The following is a 15908-nucleotide window of genomic DNA, read 5'->3' on the forward strand; positions in this document are numbered from 1 at the left end:
CGTGGCTCGCGGTAACTCTCGTGCTTTTCAGCGTGTTTGAGGCGAGTCGCCGCAAAGTGGAGCACTTCGTTCCATGCCTCCCGCATTGGCAAGATCGTTTCCTTGGCGCCGTGCGGGACTTGGCTTGCTGATCTTGGAAGGTCAGAGTGACTGCCGACGGGCGCCGCCGACCTGGAACACGGCGTTCGTCTTCGGCATCACCATGCTTCTGACCACACAGGGGGAACTTGTGGCCATGACCATGCGCCCAGGGCTGCGCATCACCACGTCCATAGCCGTCGCCGCGCTCACCGCGTCGGTCGCCTTCACCGCGGGCGGCCCGGCCGTCGCCGCCGACGGGATCCCGGCGGAGGCCGTGGGCACGGACACGACCGAGGTCGTCGAGATCACCGAGCCGGACCAGCAGCTCCCCACGGGAGACGCCGTGCTCGGCGAGGCGGAGCTGGGGGCGGACGACCCGGTGGAGGCGTCCGGCGCCGCGGGCTTCCGGGCCGCCGCCAAGCGGCTGCCGTACCTGTGCAAGGCCTCCGTGGACTACCCGCACAACTCGCACACCACCAAGGGCACCATCAACGTGCACTTCGACACCAAGTGCGGCCAGGTCGCCCCGAACCTCAACACCGAGGGCTCGCTGTCCCGCTCCCGCTGGTACGGCTGGGAGCACCTGAGCACCGGCAAGGGCGGCAAGAAGAACACCAAGAGCCTGCGCGTGGTGGCGCCCAAGGGGTGCAAGAAGGACACCTGGTACCGCTACAAGGGCCAGGCCCGCTTCTACGTGTCCGGCCCGCAGGGCAGGGGATCGGCGCACGTCTACAACCAGAACGACAAAGAGATCAAGTGCACCGGCTGACACGCCGGGTGCTGGGCGGGACGGCGGCGGGGAGTGCCACCGTCCTGCTCCTCGTGTCGTGCGCGGGGGCGCCCACCGGGTCCTCGACGGGGCCCGGTGCGGGGCGGACGGCGGATCCGGTGACGGGGGCGCCGTCCGCTCCCGCCCCACCGGCCGCCCCATCGGCCGCGCCACCGGCTCCGGCCGCCCGGCAGCAGGACGGCACCGGCCTGCCGCTGGTGGCGGGTCAGTGGGGCGACGGGCGCCGTAAGACACCACCGCGGCGTCTCGGCTGGGAGCGTCCCGCCGGCGGCGGCGTACGGTCCGCCGCCTCGCCCCTCAAGGTCACGGTCACCGCCGCTTCGGCCCCGTCGTACGTCTCGTTCATGCTGCACAGCAGGATCGACGAGGCCGGTATCCCGGACGAGGACACGCGGCGGCAGAAGATCCTGGCCTGCGGTGCGGGCATCACCGAACCCGGCTGCCGGATCAGGGAGAACGGGGACCGCTCGTACACGATCGAGACCCTGGGCGCGCCGCCTGCCGGCCACCCGTACCGCGTACTGTACGTGCAGTGGGCACCGGATCGTCCCGGCGCCGAGGAGACCTGGGCATCATGGCAACTACCCACTGGCTGGGCGACCCGCCCGCAGAGCACGACCCGCTGACCGTCTGGGCGTTGTCCCGGATCGCCGCGGCGGTCGCCGAGGACGCGCGGGTGGACGCGGTCGTCGAACTCGGCTGCGTGGAGCGGGAGTCCGCGCCGGAGCTGGAAGGGCGGTTCGGTGCCGGGACGACCGGCGGACCTGCCTCGCGTCGGCGCGGCGGCACACGGACCTTCCGGTTGGTGGGGGTATCGCCCGCCGTGCTCCGGGAGGAGGACTCCGACGAGCCGTGGGCCGTGCTGTTCGACCCTGCCCGGTTGATCCGGGGGATCGGGGCGGTGACGCGGGCCGAGCGCGGTGAGGGGTACGTCGAACTCTCCCTGGTCCCGCACCCGTTGTTCGCCGACCCCGCCGACGCCTGGTTGCCGCCCGGTGCCCGGGGCCTGGTCGTGCGGCTCGACCCGGTCACGGGTCACCTGTCGTCCGCCACGCTCCACGACGACCGTGGCCCGCTGGCCACGGCCCGGGTCCATGAGCTGAGCGTCCGCGACGTGCGGTCGTCGGCCGAGGCGGGGCGGGTGGTGGCGCGGATGGCCCGGACCCTGGTCGAGCCCGTCCGGCTGACGGCCGACGTCGCCGTCGAGGTCGACCCGCACGAGGACCTGGCCTTCACGGGCAGGCCGTCGGCCCGGTCCTGGACGGTCTCGACCGGTGGGCGCGAGGTGGAGGTGACCGGGGACTACGCGCCGGACGTGACGAGCCCGTTGGCGGCTCGCCTGGCCGAACTGCTCGCGCCCGCCAGGATCGTGTCCCACCTGGCCCACGTCACGGCCGTGTCGGCGACCTCCGTCCGGGCAGGCGTCCGTCCGCTGCGTGCCTTTCCGCTCAGCGCCTGGGCCCCGGACGAGAGCCTGACGTGCGGTTTCACCGTCGACCCGGAGACGGGTGTCCTGGTGCGGGCGGAGGCGACGGCTGAGGCGTCGGTCGAGGCGTCGGCTGATGCGGAGGCGGACGGACGCGTGGTCTTCCGCCACGTCGTCACCGCCCTCGGCGCTCCGGCCGCTCACTGATCCGGCCGCCCCGGCCGCCCCGGCCGCCCCGGCCGCTCCGGCCGCCCCGGTCGCACGTCACCGCGGGCGGGAGAAAGCCGGGCGTGGCGGGGCCGGGGGGGGGCCAGGCCGCCGTCTCCGACAGGCGTGAGGGCCACCGGGCATGGGCACTCGGTGGCCCTCACGGAGGGGTCAATGGCGCCCGGTCCGCGCGTCGCTGCGGGTGCGCGCGGACCGGGGCCGTCAGGGGGAGCCCGGGAGAGGGCTCAGCGGGAGCCCCGCGGGGCTCAGCGGGACGCGAGTTCGCGCGGCTCCAGGGCCGCCGTGCGCGTCCATCCGCTCGGCGGCCAGGATCGCGGCCGCCGTGTCGGCACGGGAGGCGGCGACGACCAGCGCCCGGCCCGCCAGGGCGTGCGCCCGCCGGTGCAGGGCGGCGGCGCTCCGCTCGCGCCGGGTGCCGGACACCCGGGCCGGGGCGGATCCGCCCCTCAGCCGGCCCACCTGCTCGGCGAGCCGTTCCGCCGCGTTGTCCAGGTCGGCCGAGCCCTCCAGCGCGCGCAGCTCGTCCGTGACGGCGAGCAGAGCGGCCAGATGGCCCGCGAGCTGGATGTCCAGCTCTTCCTCGCGGGAACGGTGGGGGAAGTCCGGGTTGGGGCCGTCCACCGTGCTGTGGACCGACTTGGTGCGGATCGGTTCGTACATGGGAGGGCCTCCTGAGTGCTTACAGGAAACCATCCTAGCTTAGATTTCGTCTAAAGTTGAGCAGTTCACAAAACCGGACCGACCGCATGCGTAACGTGAACGGCGTCTGCTCAGTGCTGGCTGTAGCCGTCCAGGAAGTGCCCGATCCGGCCCACGGCGTCGCGCAGGTCGCCGACCGTCGGCAGGGTCACCACCCGGAAGTGGTCCGGCTCCGGCCAGTTGAAGCCGGTGCCCTGGACGACCATGATCTTCTCCCGCCGGAGCAGGTCCAGGACCATCCGCCGGTCGTCCTTGATCTTGAACACCTTGGGGTCGAGGCGCGGGAAGAGGTAGAGCGCCCCCTTCGGCTTCACGCACGTCACGCCCGGGATCTGGGTGAGCAGCTCGTACGCGACGTCCCGCTGCTCGCGCAGCCGCCCACCCGGCAGTACCAGGTCGTGGATCGTCTGGCGGCCGCTGAGCGCGGCGACCACCCCGTGCTGTCCCGGCATGTTGGCGCACAGGCGCATGTTCGCCAGGATCGTCAGGCCCTCGATGTAGGAGTCGGCGTGCGCGCGCGGCCCGGAGATCGACATCCAGCCCACCCGGTAGCCGGCCACCCGGTACGCCTTCGACATGCCGTTGAAGGTGAGGGTGAGCAGGTCGGGGGCGACCTTGGCGGTCGGGGTGTGCACCGCGTCGTCGTAGAGGATCTTGTCGTAGATCTCGTCGGAGCAGACGAGGAGGTTGTGGCGGCGGGCGATGTCCGTCAGGCCCTTGATCATCGCCTCGTCGTAGACGGCACCCGTGGGGTTGTTCGGGTTGATGATCACGATCGCCTTGGTGCGGTCGGTGACCTTGCGCTCGACGTCGGCCAGGTCCGGCATCCAGTCGGACTGCTCGTCGCAGCGGTAGTGCACCGCCGTGCCGCCGGAGAGGGAGACGGCCGCCGTCCACAGCGGGTAGTCGGGGGCCGGGACCAGGACCTCGTCGCCGTCGTCGAGCAGGCCCTGCATCGCCATCACGATCAGCTCGGAGACGCCGTTGCCGATGAAGACGTGTTCGACGTCCGTCTCGATGCCGAGGGTCTGGTTGTGCATGACGACCGCGCGGCGGGCGGCCAGCAGGCCCTTGGCGTCCCCGTAGCCGTGTGCCGAGGAGACGTTGCGGAGGATGTCCTCCAGGATCTCGGGCGGGCACTCGAAGCCGAACGCCGCCGGGTTGCCGGTGTTCAGCTTGAGGATCCGGTGACCGGCCGCTTCCAGCCGCATCGCCTCCTCGAGCACCGGGCCCCGGATCTCGTAACAGACGTTGGCGAGCTTGGTCGACTGGATCACCTGCATGTCTGGGAGCTTACGGCCCGGTAATGCCTCACGGGTCGTGTTTTCCGCCACGTGAGACGCGGCGGTTTGGGTGGATATCGCCGTGCGCTGTCCCACCAGCACCTCTGGTCCCTAGAATGCGCCGCCATGTTCAAGCCATTCGACTGCGCCGACGGAGCGACGGGCGACGGGCCCCACGGGGCGCCGAACGTCTACGTCCCGCAGGGTGCCCCGCCCCCGGAGTACGACGCGTACGCCGATCCGGCCGCGGCCCACGGGTGGCAGGACGTCTACGACGGCCCGGCCACCGCGGCCGGCGGGGACCGTCCGGATGGTGGAGACCGCCCGTACGGCGGGGACCACCTGTACGGCGGGGACCACCTGTACGGCGGGACCCGTTCGCACGGTGGAGGCCGCTCGGACGGCGGGGACCACCTGTACGGCGGGGACCACCTGTACGGCGGGACCCGTTCGCACGGTGGAGGCCGCTCGGACGGCGCCGGTGACACGCGCGAGCTCCCGGTGGTGTCGGAGCCGGTGCCGGAGCCGGTGTCGGGGCGGGTCCGGTCCGGCGAGGGGCACCGCTCCCGCCGCAAGCCCGCCGCGTGGCGCACGCGGCGGGCCGCGTTGGCGGCCGGGGCCGTGGGGGCCGTCTCCACCGCCGCGCTGATCGCCGGGTTCTCCTTCTCGGACACCCCCTCCGGCGGGGTGCGGGGCGGCGAGGGCGGCCGCACGGCCCCGGCGGCGGGGGACACGCCGACCGCGCCGGTCCCGGGCGGTGCCGACGCGTCCGCCTCCGGCGCGCCGCTCGACGCCGGGCCGACGGACGGTGGTGGGACCACCGGCGCCGCGTCGGCCGCGTCGGCCGCGTCGGCCGGGTCGGCCGCCTCGTCCACCCCCTCCGCCCCGGCGAGCGCCGGCCCGTCGGCCGGCGGCTCGGGCACGTCGGAGCCCTCGGCCGGCGGCCTCACGGCCGGGACCCCGACGACGTCCGCACCGGCCGCCGCCGCGACGCCCCCGGGCCACTCGGACGGGAAGCCCGGCCGCGGTCCGGGCGGCACCAAGGGGCCCAAGTAGGGGTCCCGAACGGGGTGTCCACCGCCCCGCCCGGGCCGGACCGGTGGGTTCCGCGGCGTTGCGTGGCCGGGCGGCGCGGACCCCCGCGCTCCATGCCGTTCCTGGCGCGGTAGCGCGAAGCGCGGTTGCGCGGTCGGAGGCCGGGCGGCCGCCGCCGGGTCCCGGATGGTGGCGGGCCGCCCCCAAGTGGCGGGCCGTTCCGGCCGGTTCAGTAGGGTCGGGCGGGAGGTCGAGATTCCGTTTGTGGGCCGGGTCCTTGTGCGGTCCACTCTGCGACGATCACAATGCACATGACAACAGTGCGGGCGGCCGGAGTTCCTCCGGCCGCCTCCGTCGCAAGAGGGGACCCCCCATGAGAAAACCTCTCGCCGCCGCGTTCCTCGCCCTGGCGATAGCCGGGGCCGGCGCGGCTCCCGCGACCGCTGCCGAGGCCGCCCCCACGGGCGTCGGCAAGGTCGCGGACACGGGCTCGGCCACGTCCGCCGTCTCGGGCGTGGTCACGTCCGTCGAGCAGACGCTGGCCGGGCTCAACCCGTCGGCCAAGGCGGTGAACTTCGCCGGCACGGTCGCGCTCAGCAACTGCTCCGGCTCGGTCGTGCGGATGCCCGACTCCGAGAGCGACGACCCGGCGCTCGTGATGACCAACGGCCACTGCCTGGAGTCCGGCTTCCCCGGCCCGGGCGAGGTCCTCGTCGACAGGGCGTCCAGCCGCACCTTCAGCCTGCTGAACGCCTCCGGCTCGCGCGTGGCCACCCTGCGCGCCGCCAAGCTCGCCTACGGCACGATGACCGACACGGACGTCGCGCTGTACCAGCTCACCACCACGTACGCGCAGATCAAGAGCGCGTACAACATCAACGCGCTGACGCTGAACGACAGCCGCCCGGTCGCCGGCACCGCCATCGGCATCCCCTCGGGATACTGGAAGCGGATCTACAGCTGCTCCATCGACGGGTTCGTGCCCACCCTGAAGGAGGGCGACTGGACCTGGAAGGACTCGGTCCGCTACACCTCCGCCTGCAACACCATCGGCGGCACCTCCGGCTCGCCCGTCGTCGACCAGGCCACCAACAAGGTCGTCGCCGTCAACAACACCGGCAACGAGTCCGGTGAGCGCTGCACGGTGAACAACCCGTGCGAGGTCGACGCGAACGGCACCGTGACCGTCCGCAAGGGCATCAACTACGCCCAGCAGACCCACCAGATCCCCGCCTGCTTCGGGATCGACAACAAGCTCGACCTGAGCGCGAGCGGCTGCACCCTGCCCAAGCCGTAGGGCAGGGCGCCGGCCGGGCGGTCACGCGGGGTAAGTCCCGCGGACCGCCCGGCCCGCCAGCACGTCCGTGCGCCGCCCGTCCTCGATCACGAACCGGCCGTCGACCAGGACGTACGGGATGCCCGTCGGGAGCCTGCGCGGTTCCGCGAACGTGGAGCCCGCGGCGACCGTCGCCGGGTCGAAGAGCACCAGGTCCGCCCGGTACCCCTCGCGGACCAGCCCCCGGTCCGGCAGCCGCAGCCGGGCCGCCGGACGCGAGGTGAGGTGCGCGACGCATTCCTCCAGTGACAGCACCCCCAACTCCCGCACGTAGTGGCCGAGGTAGTGCGGGAAGGTGCCGTAGGCGCGCGGGTGCGGCTTGGCACCCTGGAGGATGCCGTCCGAGCCGCCGGTGTGCACCCGGTGGCGCATGATCTCCCGGACGTTCTCCTCGTGGCCCACGTGCTGGAGGATCGTCGGGGCCAGCCGGTCGGCCAGCAGCAGTCCGCGCGCGGTCACCCACGGGTCCTCCCGCCGCAGGGCCGCCGACTCCTCGATCGTCCGGCCCACGTAGTCGGCGAGGGCCGGATCGTTCACACCGGAGATCTCGATCGTGTCCCACTCGACGGGCACGCCGTGACAGCCGTCGGAGCCGGTGACCTCCAGGTCGTGGCGGATGCGTTCCGCCGTGCCGTGGTCCGCCAGGCGCCTGAGCGTCTCCTCCGGGCCGCCCTCGCTCGCCCAGCTCGGCAGCACCGCGGCCAGGGTCGTGCACCCCGGGGTGTAGGGGTAGGTGTCGAGGCTGATGTCCGCCCCGGCCGCCAGGGCCTCGTCCAGCAGGGCCAGCAGCTCCGGCGCCCGGCCCTTGTTGACACCGAAGTTCATCGTGGCGTGCGCGAGATGCAGGGAGCAGCCCGCCTCCCGCGTCAGCGCGATCATCTCCCGGTACGCCTCCAGGGCGCCGGCGCCGTAGGAGCGGTGGTGCGGGCAGTAGTAGCCGCCGTAGGAGGCGACCACCCGGCACAGTTCGGTCAGTTCGGCGTCGCGGGCGTACATGCCGGGCGTGTACGTCAGCCCCGACGACATGCCGACGGCGCCCTGTTCCATGCCCTCGGCGATCAACTGCCGCATCCGGTCCAGCTCCCGCGGGGTGGCCGGGCGGTCCTCCCAGCCGACGGCGAGCGCCCGGACCGTGCCCTGCGGGATCAGGTAGGCCGCGTTGACGGCGATCCCGCGGTCGAGCCGGTCCAGGTACTCGCCGACCGTGCGCCAGTCGAAGTCGACGTCGTCTCCGGGCCCGTTCCACCCGGCGATCGCCCGGCGCACCTCGCCGAGCGTGCGGTCGTCGACCGGCGCGTAGGACAGCCCGTCCTGGCCGATGACCTCCAGCGTCACGCCCTGCGCGGCCTTGGCGCTGTGGTCGGGATCGCGCAGCAGCGCCAGGTCGCTGTGGGCGTGCATGTCGACGAAGCCGGGGGAGAGGACCAGTCCCTCGGCGTCCAGCTCCCGGCGTGCCTTCGGCCGCTGGCAGCCGGCCGCCGCGGCCTCCTTGACGATCCCCACGATCCGGCCGCCGTCGACCACGACATCGGCGCGGTAGGCGTGCGCGCCGGAGCCGTCGACGACGTCGGCGTCCCGGATGACGAGCTCTTCCATCGCTTCCCGCCTCCTAGAAGAACGTGCGCACGTAGTCGACGACCGTGCCGTCCGCCTCGGCGACCGGGATCAGCTGCCACTTGTCGAACGAGGTGCACGGGTGGGACAGCCCCAGCCCGACCCAGTCGCCGACCTCCAGGTCCGCCTCCGGGGTGGTGCTCAGCCAGGCGTGCTGGTCGGACAGGGCCGTCACCGCCACGCCGGTGGCCGGTCGCTCGGTGCCGTCGCGGCGGATCACCTGTGCGACGGGCAGGTCGAGGTCGTAGGCGGCGTCCCGCTTGCCCGCGTTGACGAAGGCCTGCTCGGCGGAGGGGCGCGACACCACCTGGGCCCACAGCCGGAACGCGGGCTCCAGGGCACCCTCCCCGGGCATCCGGTTGAACGGGGTCAGCCTGCGGTAGTGGCCGTCGTCGTGCGAGACGTACGCGCCCGAGCGGAGCAACTTCAGTACGGGCCGGGACAGTTCGGGAATGTCCGCGAAGACCTCGGCGACCGCGTCGAACCAGGCGCTGCCGCCCGCGCTGACGACGATCTCGTCCAGGCCGGCGAAGCGTCCCGCCTTGTCGAAGTCCGCAGCGAGCGCGACCAGTCGCCGCAGCCACGCCGTCACCCGCTGCGGGTCCGCCCCGGGCACCTCGCCCTCGTAGCCCGCGACGCCGGCCAGCCGCAGCGTCCGGGTCGCGGCGACGGCGTCGGCGACCGCCGCGCACTCCGCCTCCGTGCGGACACCGGTCCGGGCGCCCTCGCCGGCGGCGAGCTCGACCACCACGTCCACCGGCCGGGCGGCGCCGCTCAGGGCCGCGTCCATCAGCTCGACGCCGCGCACCGAGTCGACGTAGCAGACGAACCCGAAGTCCGGGTCGGCGTCCAGTTCGGCCGAGAGCCGGCGCAGGGCCGCGGCGTCGACGAGCTCGTTCGCGAGGAACACCCGCCGGATGCCGAAGGCGCGTGCCACCCACACCTGGTGCGGCACCGCCAGCGTGATGCCCCACGCCCCGTGCTCGATCTGCCGGTGGAACAGCTGCGGGGCCATGGAGGTCTTGCCGTGCGGCGCGAAGGCCAGGCCGTGCCGGGCCGCGTAGGCCTCCATGAGCTTCAGGTTGTGCTCCAGGCGCTCGGCGGACAGCGCGAGCACCGGGGTGGCGAAGCCGCCGGTGAAGAGGTCGCGGCGCTGGGCGGCCAGCTCGCCGACCGTCAGCCCGTCGGCGTCCGGCGGGAGGCCCTTGAAGCGGTGGTCGACGCGCTCGTCGGCGAGCCGGGCGAGGGACTCGGCTGCGGTGTCGGCTGGCATGGAGCCTCCTGATCAGCTGTGTTGCATTGCTTGCAACCTTCATTGCGTATATCGCTCAACGCTGTCTAACATCTCGGCCACCGCCGGTCAATGAATCCGCCACCCGCCGACGCCACCGAGGAGCTACGAGCATCGTGACCCCCACCGGACCCAGCGACGCCCCCGGCGTCGTCGACGTCGTCGCGCTCGGCGAGTCCATGGTCACGTTCCTGCCCTCCCGGCCGGGCCGCCTCGCCGACGTGCCGTCGTTCGAGCGGGGGATCGGCGGGGCGGAGTCCAACGTGGCGTGCGTGCTCGCGGCGGCCGGGCACTCCGTGCGGTGGGTCAGCGCGGTCGGCGCCGACGGCTTCGGCGACCACCTCGTCGAGGAGATCGGGTCCTACGGCGTCGACGTCGCGTCCGTACGGCGCGACCCGGCGCGTCCGACCGGCATCTACTTCCGCACGGCCGGGGACCGGGCCACCGACGCCCACGAGGTCGCCTACTACCGGGCGGGGTCGGCCGCCTCGGCGATGTCCGCCGGCACCGTGGACCTGGCGGCCGTCCGGGCCGCCCGGGTGCTGCACCTGTCGGGGATCACGGCGGCGCTCTCCGGCAGCTGCCTCGACCTGCTGTGGGAGCTGACCGAGCCGGGCCCGCGGCGGCCGCTCATCTCCTTCGACGTCAACCACCGGCCCGGCCTGTGGCCGGACCCGGACGGACCACGGGTGCTGCTGGACCTCGCCCGCCGCGCCGACCTCGTCTTCGTCGGCTCCGACGAGGCCGTCGACGCGTGGGGCCTGCACGGCGCGTCCGCCGTCCGGGACGCCCTGCCCGAGCCCGAGCTCGTCGTCGTCAAGATGGGCCCGGGCGGCGCCGTCGCCCTCGACAAGGACCCCGGCGACGCGGCGGACGCGGACGGCACCGCCACCCTCGTCCGCGCCCCGCGCGTGGACGTCGTCGCCGCCGTCGGCGCGGGCGACGCCTTCGCCGCCGGGTTCCTCTCCGCCACCCTGCGCGGACTGCCCGTGCGGGACCGGCTGCGGCACGGGCACCTCATGGCCGCCGCCGCCCTCACCGTGCCCGGCGACCTCGCCGTCCCGCCCGCACGCGAGCACGCCGACCGGCTCGTCGCCCTGGACGACGCGGCATGGGGGAGACTGCGACTCGGCCCCGGCTGGACCGAGGACGTCCGGCGGGCCGACGAGGAGGTACGAACGCCATGAGCCAGACCGTCGACCGCGCGCTCAGCATCCTGCCGCTGCTCGCCGAGGGGCCCGCCGACCTGGGGCAGGTCGCCGACCGCCTCGGCGTCCACAAGTCCACGGCCCTGCGCCTGCTGCGCACCCTGCACGAGCACGGCCTGGTCTACCGCCAGTCCGACCAGCGCTACCGCCTCGGTGCCCGCCTCTTCGCGCTCGCCCAGGAGGCCATGGAGAACCTCGACGTCCGCGAGATCGCCCACCCGCACCTGGTCCGGCTCAACGAGAGCTGCGGGCACACCGTGCACCTGGCCGTGTACGAGGAGAACGAGGTCCTCTACATCGACAAGGTGGAGAGCCGCTACCCGGTGCGGATGTACTCCCGCATCGGCAAGCCCGTCGCCATCACCGTCGCCGCGGTCGCGAAGCTGCTCCTGGCCGACCTGCCCGAGCACGAGCGGCGGGCGGTCGCCGAGAAGCTCGACTACCCCAGTTACACGGCCCGTTCGACCCCCAACGCGAGCGCGTTCCTGCGCGAGCTGGAGAAGGTGCGCGAACAGGGCTGGGCCACCGACCTCGGCGGCCACGAGGAGTCCATCAACTGCGTCGCGGCGCCCATCCGCGGCGCCGACGGCCGGGTCGTCGCCGCGATGTCGGTCTCCGCGCCGAACGTCGTCGTCACCGCCGACGAACTCCTCACCCTCCTGCCGCTGGTGCGCCGTACGGCGGACGCCATCAGCGGGGAGTACTCCGGCAGAACACCAGTGAAGGGCACCGCATGACGGACAAGATCGCACTCACCCCGAAGACCCACACCACCCCGCCGGCGAAGTTCTCCCACGGTGTGAGGAAGGGCAACATCCTCCAGGTCGCCGGCCAGGTCGGCTTCCTGCCCGCCGAGGAGGGCAAGCCGCCCACGCCCGCCGGGCCGGCCCTGCGGGAGCAGACCCTGCAGACCCTGGCCAACGTCAAGGCCATCCTGGAGGAGGGCGGCGCCTCCTGGGACGACGTGATGATGATCCGCGTCTACCTGACGGACGTGGCCCACTTCGCCGAGATGAACGAGATCTACAACGCGTACTTCGAGGAGCAGGGCCTGACCCAGCCGCCCGCCGCGCGCACGACCGTCTACGTCGGTCTCCCCGCGGGCCTGCTCATCGAGATCGACGCGCTCGCCGTCCTCGGCTGACCGGCCCCCACCCCCACCCCCCACCTCCGCACGCCCGTGAGGCGCGGCGCCCCGATGCGCCGCGTCGCGCTCCCCCCTACCCAGAAGCTGCATGCACTTACGCAGAGGACCCCCGCATGTCCCATCCGCTCGCCGCGTCCGCCCCCGCCGAGACACCGCCCCACACGGGAGGACTGCTCCTCCTCGTCGACGGCACCGCCGGACTCCTGCTCACCGCCGCGCTCGGCATCGCGCTGCTGCTGTTCCTCATCATCAAGGTGCGACTCCAGCCGTTCGTCGCCCTGCTCGCGGTCTCCATAGCCGTCGGCCTCGCGGCCGGCCTGTCGGTCACCGAACTCTTCGGCACGGTCCAGAGGTCGGACGCCGTCTCCACCATCGAGTCCGGCATGGGCGGCATCCTCGGCCACGTCGCCATCATCATCGGCCTGGGCACCATGCTCGGCGCGATCCTCGAAGTCAGCGGCGGCGCCGAGGTCCTGGCGGGCCGTCTGCTCGGCCTGTTCGGCGAGAAGCGCGCCCCGCTGGCCATGGGCCTGACCGGCCTGATCTTCGGCATCCCGGTCTTCTTCGACGTCGGCATCTTCGTGCTGGCCCCCATCGTCTACGCCGCCGCCAAGCGCTCCGGCAAGTCGATCCTGCTGTACTGCCTGCCGCTGCTCGCGGGCCTGTCCGTCACCCACGCGTTCCTGCCGCCGCACCCCGGCCCGGTGGCCGCCGCCGGTCTGCTCCACGTCGACCTCGGCTGGGTCATCCTCATGGGCGTCGTCTGCGGTCTGCCCGCCGTGGTGGCCGCGTGGGCGTACTCGGCGTGGATCGGCCGCCGCATCTTCGTGCCCGTGCCGCAGGACATGGTCGAGGCGGCGGAGGAGGCCAGGCGGGCCGTCGTCGACGAGCAGCGGGCCGCCGGGGTGGCGCCCAGCGAGCAGCCGGTCTCCCTCGGCACGGTCCTCGGCATCATCGGTACGCCGCTGGTCCTCATCCTCGCCGCGACCTTCTCCTCGATCGCCCTGGAACCCTCCACGCTGCGCTCGGTGATCGAGTTCTTCGGCAACCCGTTCGTGGCGCTCACGATCGCCCTGTTCCTCGCGTACTACCTGCTGGGCATCCGCCGCGGCTGGTCCCGCAAGTCCCTGGAGACGGTGTCGACGGCGTCCCTCAAGCCGGTCGGCAACATCCTGCTGGTGGTCGGCGCGGGCGGCGTCTTCGGCGCCGTCCTCAAGGCCAGCGGCGTCGCCCAGGCCCTCTCGGACACGTTCAACGACGTCGGCCTGCCGGTGATCGTCCTGTCCTACCTGATCTCCGTGGTCCTGCGGGTCGCCCAGGGCTCGGCGACGGTGGCGATCGTGACCACGGCGGGCATCGTGGCGCCGCTGCTGTCGGAGGGCGACCACTCGCAGGCCTTCGTGGCCCTGGTCATCATGGCCATCTCCGCGGGCTCCATCTTCGCCTCGCACGTCAACGACGGCGGCTTCTGGATGGTCGCCAAGTACTTCGGCATCAGCGAACGGGACACGCTCAGGACGTGGACGGTGCTGGAGAGCGTGCTGTCGGTGGCCGGGTTCGTGGTGGCGGCGGTGCTCAGCCTGTTCCTGTAGGCGTCCCGCAGGCGCCGTGGGGCGGCCGGTTCTTGTAGGTGTCTGATAACGAAGTCGGGGCCGACTGTGTGCGGCACGGGTTTCTCGACCATACTGCTCCGCTGTGGAGCAGCGCATAGGTTCGAGCAGCCAGCCCCTGGAGGGCGCCGGATTCGACCCGGCCTTCATCCCCGGGCTCACGTCACCCGCGTCCGCCCGTACGGAGGAGGACCGGCCGGACGAGGAGCCCGAGGCCGCCGAGGCCGAGGAGGCCGCCCCCGAGGCGGAGGAGAAGGACACGGCGTCCCCCTCCGAACCGGAGGAGGACGCCGCGGCCGACGGTCCCGTCTTCGAGGCGTCCGACCGCCGCGCGCGGATCGTCGCCGACCACAGAGGCGTGACGCTGCGTCTGGACGACCAGGAGTGCGAGTTCCGCTGGGACGAGATCGGCGCGGTGGAGACGGAGACGGCCCGCTTCGGCAAGCGGTACACCGTCACCGTCCACACCCCTGACCGGCGCTGGTACCCGATCGAGATCGAGGCGCCGGCCAGGAGCCGGTTCGCCGAGTGGGACGCCCGGCTGGACGAGGTCCTGGACGCCTACTTCGAGGACGGCGCCGAGGAAGGCGCAGCGGACGACGCGGACTAGCCGCAGTACTGCGCTTCCTTGCCGATCGACCGGTACATGCAGTCCGCGTTCTCCAGCAACTGCAGCACCGCGTCCCGGTTGCGGGAGGTCTCCCGCTCGATCACCTCGTCGGGCGGGTAGAACCCGCCCCCGCCGGACCGGGGATACATCTCGAACGTGTAGCCGAAGATCTTGTGCACGCCCCAGAGGTAGTCGTCGATCGACCCGTCCGTGATGTACAGGTCGCTCGACTGCTGCGCCGTGTACCCGTTGCTCGCGGCCATCTTCTGCCCGACCGCCTTGAACGCCGCGTGGTCGTCCGCGGTCATCCCGGTCGTGGTGTCGGAGTACGTGTAGCCGAACGGCCACAGCACCAGCTCGCTGTACGTGTGGAAGTCGACCCCGGCCCTGATCTGCTGCTTGCCGCCCACGACCCGGCTGCGCACGAAGTCGGCGACGACCTTCACCTCCGGCGCGGACTCGGGCGCGGAACCGCGGTAGGTGTCCGAGGACGCCGACCCCGAGGAGCCGCCGCAGCAGCCCCAGCGGTAGTTCCAGTTGCGGTTCATGTCCGTACCGACGTACGACGAACCGGAGTTGGGCTGCCGGTTCTTGCGCCACGAGCGGTAGGAGCCGGTGGCGATGTCGTACTCGCCGCCGTCCGGGTTCATGTCCGGCACGATCCAGATCTCGCGGTTGTTCACCATGCTGGTGACGCGTGAGTCGGAACCGTAGTCGGAGGTCAGCTCGCGCAGCAGGTAGAGCGCCATCTCGACGGTGAGGTGCTCGCGGGCGTGCTGGTGGTGGGTGAACAGCACCTCCGGCTCGGACTCGTCGCTCGCCACGTTGTCGCTGATCTTGATGGCGACGATGTTCCGGCCCTGGTACGACTTGCCGATCACGCGCTGGCTCGCGATCGACGGGTTGGCCGAGACGATCGAGTTGATCTCGTTCGTCATCTCCGCGTAGTTGTGGTACTTCGAGTCGGCCGACGGGAAGTCGAAGATCCGGACGTCGTCCTCGCCGGCGGACCGGTCGGGCACCGCGCCGAGCGGGGTGACCTCGTAGCCCCGGGCGCGCAACCGCTTGATCTGGTCCGCGCGTCCGGAGACGACGACACCGTGGCCGTGGACCTCGTCGACGGTCACGCCCGCGCGCTGAAGTGCCGTGCGGTCCTCGGCCGTCGAGTGCAGGTGGATCTCGTACTGCCGGATGCCGTCGGCCGCCGGTGCGGCCTTCGCCGCGCTGTCGGCGGTGGCGTCCGGCGCCGTCGCCGACAGGGGAGCCGCGAGGGCGAGGGCGAGGACGGCGGCGAGGGCGGCGGTGCGTCTGCCGGTGCGGGCACCGGAGCCTCGTATGCGAAGTCGCATGAAATCTCCTTGTGGGAGGTGGGGTTGTTCCGTGCGACGTACGTGGTGCGGGTGGCGCACATCGTTCTGCCAATGGCATGAGCAGGTCAAGACTGAAAGCGGCCGTGCAGTGTACGCGTGCGGCGCGTCGGTCGAGAGGGACCGACTGAAGTCCACCCACGGGTGTGACCCGGGCGTGCATATATGTACGGGATCGGGAGA

At 72.5% G+C, this 15908-nt stretch carries 15 protein-coding genes; 10 read left to right on the forward strand and 5 right to left on the reverse strand.

The genetic code is table 11. The features are described 5' to 3' along the window. Nucleotides 1-235 precede the first annotated feature (235 nt). The 3 genes from AC07DA_RS14685 to AC07DA_RS14695 are packed head-to-tail and all read left to right on the forward strand — an operon-like array spanning nt 236 to nt 2504. The gene (locus AC07DA_RS14685) at nt 236-850 is read left to right on the forward strand and encodes a hypothetical protein (protein ID WP_479127994.1); all 615 of its coding nucleotides are present in this window, start codon (nt 236-238) and stop codon (nt 848-850) included. After that, on the forward strand, nt 838-1497 hold the full coding sequence (locus tag AC07DA_RS14690; RefSeq protein ID WP_479127996.1) for a hypothetical protein: 660 nt from the start codon (nt 838-840) through the stop codon (nt 1495-1497). The genes AC07DA_RS14685 and AC07DA_RS14690 overlap by 13 nt, the downstream gene beginning before the upstream one ends. Further along, complete coding sequence (locus AC07DA_RS14695) at nt 1446-2504, forward strand: hypothetical protein (protein WP_479127998.1); 1059 nt, start codon at nt 1446-1448, stop codon at nt 2502-2504. The genes AC07DA_RS14690 and AC07DA_RS14695 overlap by 52 nt, the downstream gene beginning before the upstream one ends. Before the next feature lie 222 nt (nt 2505-2726). Here AC07DA_RS14695 and AC07DA_RS14700 read toward each other — a convergent pair whose 3' ends face one another. Together AC07DA_RS14700 and AC07DA_RS14705 are read right to left on the reverse strand one after the other, a co-directional pair. Continuing rightward, nucleotides 2727-3185, reverse strand: a complete 459-nt coding sequence (locus tag AC07DA_RS14700) for an SCO4983 family protein (protein WP_479128000.1) — start codon at nt 3183-3185, stop codon at nt 2727-2729. 110 nt (nt 3186-3295) lie between these two features. Further along, nucleotides 3296-4507: a pyridoxal phosphate-dependent aminotransferase gene (locus AC07DA_RS14705; protein ID WP_479128002.1), complete on the reverse strand. Its 1212-nt coding sequence runs from the start codon at nt 4505-4507 to the stop codon at nt 3296-3298. Nucleotides 4508-4633: 126 nt separating this feature from the next. Between AC07DA_RS14705 and AC07DA_RS14710 the strand changes: the two genes are divergently transcribed. Both AC07DA_RS14710 and AC07DA_RS14715 read left to right on the forward strand, forming a co-directional pair. Beyond that, nucleotides 4634-5563 (forward strand): hypothetical protein, encoded by a 930-nt coding sequence (locus AC07DA_RS14710; RefSeq protein ID WP_479128004.1) that lies wholly within the window; start codon nt 4634-4636, stop codon nt 5561-5563. A 352-nt stretch (nt 5564-5915) separates the two neighbouring features. Further along, a complete protein-coding gene (locus AC07DA_RS14715; RefSeq protein WP_479128007.1) occupies nt 5916-6839 on the forward strand; it encodes a S1 family peptidase in 924 nt (307 codons plus the stop codon). 21 nt (nt 6840-6860) lie between these two features. Here AC07DA_RS14715 and AC07DA_RS14720 read toward each other — a convergent pair whose 3' ends face one another. Continuing rightward, on the reverse strand, nt 6861-8474 hold the full coding sequence (locus AC07DA_RS14720; RefSeq protein ID WP_479128009.1) for an N-acyl-D-amino-acid deacylase family protein: 1614 nt from the start codon (nt 8472-8474) through the stop codon (nt 6861-6863). 13 nt (nt 8475-8487) lie between these two features. Beyond that, the gene (locus tag AC07DA_RS14725; RefSeq protein WP_479128011.1) at nt 8488-9765 is read right to left on the reverse strand and encodes an amino acid deaminase; all 1278 of its coding nucleotides are present in this window, start codon (nt 9763-9765) and stop codon (nt 8488-8490) included. A 134-nt stretch (nt 9766-9899) separates the two neighbouring features. Between AC07DA_RS14725 and AC07DA_RS14730 the strand changes: the two genes are divergently transcribed. The 5 genes from AC07DA_RS14730 to AC07DA_RS14750 all read left to right on the forward strand — a co-directional run bounded on the left by AC07DA_RS14730 (nt 9900) and on the right by AC07DA_RS14750 (nt 14358). Beyond that, nucleotides 9900-10970, forward strand: coding sequence for a sugar kinase (locus AC07DA_RS14730; RefSeq protein ID WP_479128013.1), 1071 nt, complete (start codon nt 9900-9902; stop codon nt 10968-10970). Further along, nucleotides 10967-11728, forward strand: coding sequence for an IclR family transcriptional regulator (locus tag AC07DA_RS14735; protein WP_392110059.1), 762 nt, complete (start codon nt 10967-10969; stop codon nt 11726-11728). Before AC07DA_RS14730 ends, AC07DA_RS14735 begins: the two co-directional genes overlap by 4 nt. After that, nucleotides 11725-12135: a RidA family protein gene (locus AC07DA_RS14740; protein ID WP_479128016.1), complete on the forward strand. Its 411-nt coding sequence runs from the start codon at nt 11725-11727 to the stop codon at nt 12133-12135. Before AC07DA_RS14735 ends, AC07DA_RS14740 begins: the two co-directional genes overlap by 4 nt. Before the next feature lie 116 nt (nt 12136-12251). Then, a complete protein-coding gene (locus AC07DA_RS14745; RefSeq protein WP_479128018.1) occupies nt 12252-13730 on the forward strand; it encodes a GntP family permease in 1479 nt (492 codons plus the stop codon). A gap of 103 nt (nt 13731-13833) precedes the next feature. Then, on the forward strand, nt 13834-14358 hold the full coding sequence (locus tag AC07DA_RS14750; protein WP_479128020.1) for a hypothetical protein: 525 nt from the start codon (nt 13834-13836) through the stop codon (nt 14356-14358). Here AC07DA_RS14750 and AC07DA_RS14755 read toward each other — a convergent pair. Next, the gene (locus AC07DA_RS14755) at nt 14355-15707 is read right to left on the reverse strand and encodes a M14 family metallopeptidase (protein WP_479128022.1); all 1353 of its coding nucleotides are present in this window, start codon (nt 15705-15707) and stop codon (nt 14355-14357) included. The genes AC07DA_RS14750 and AC07DA_RS14755 overlap by 4 nt on opposite strands. Between the last annotated feature and the right edge of the window lie 201 nt (nt 15708-15908).

The organism is Streptomyces sp. NPDC044921 (genome assembly GCF_056432865.1).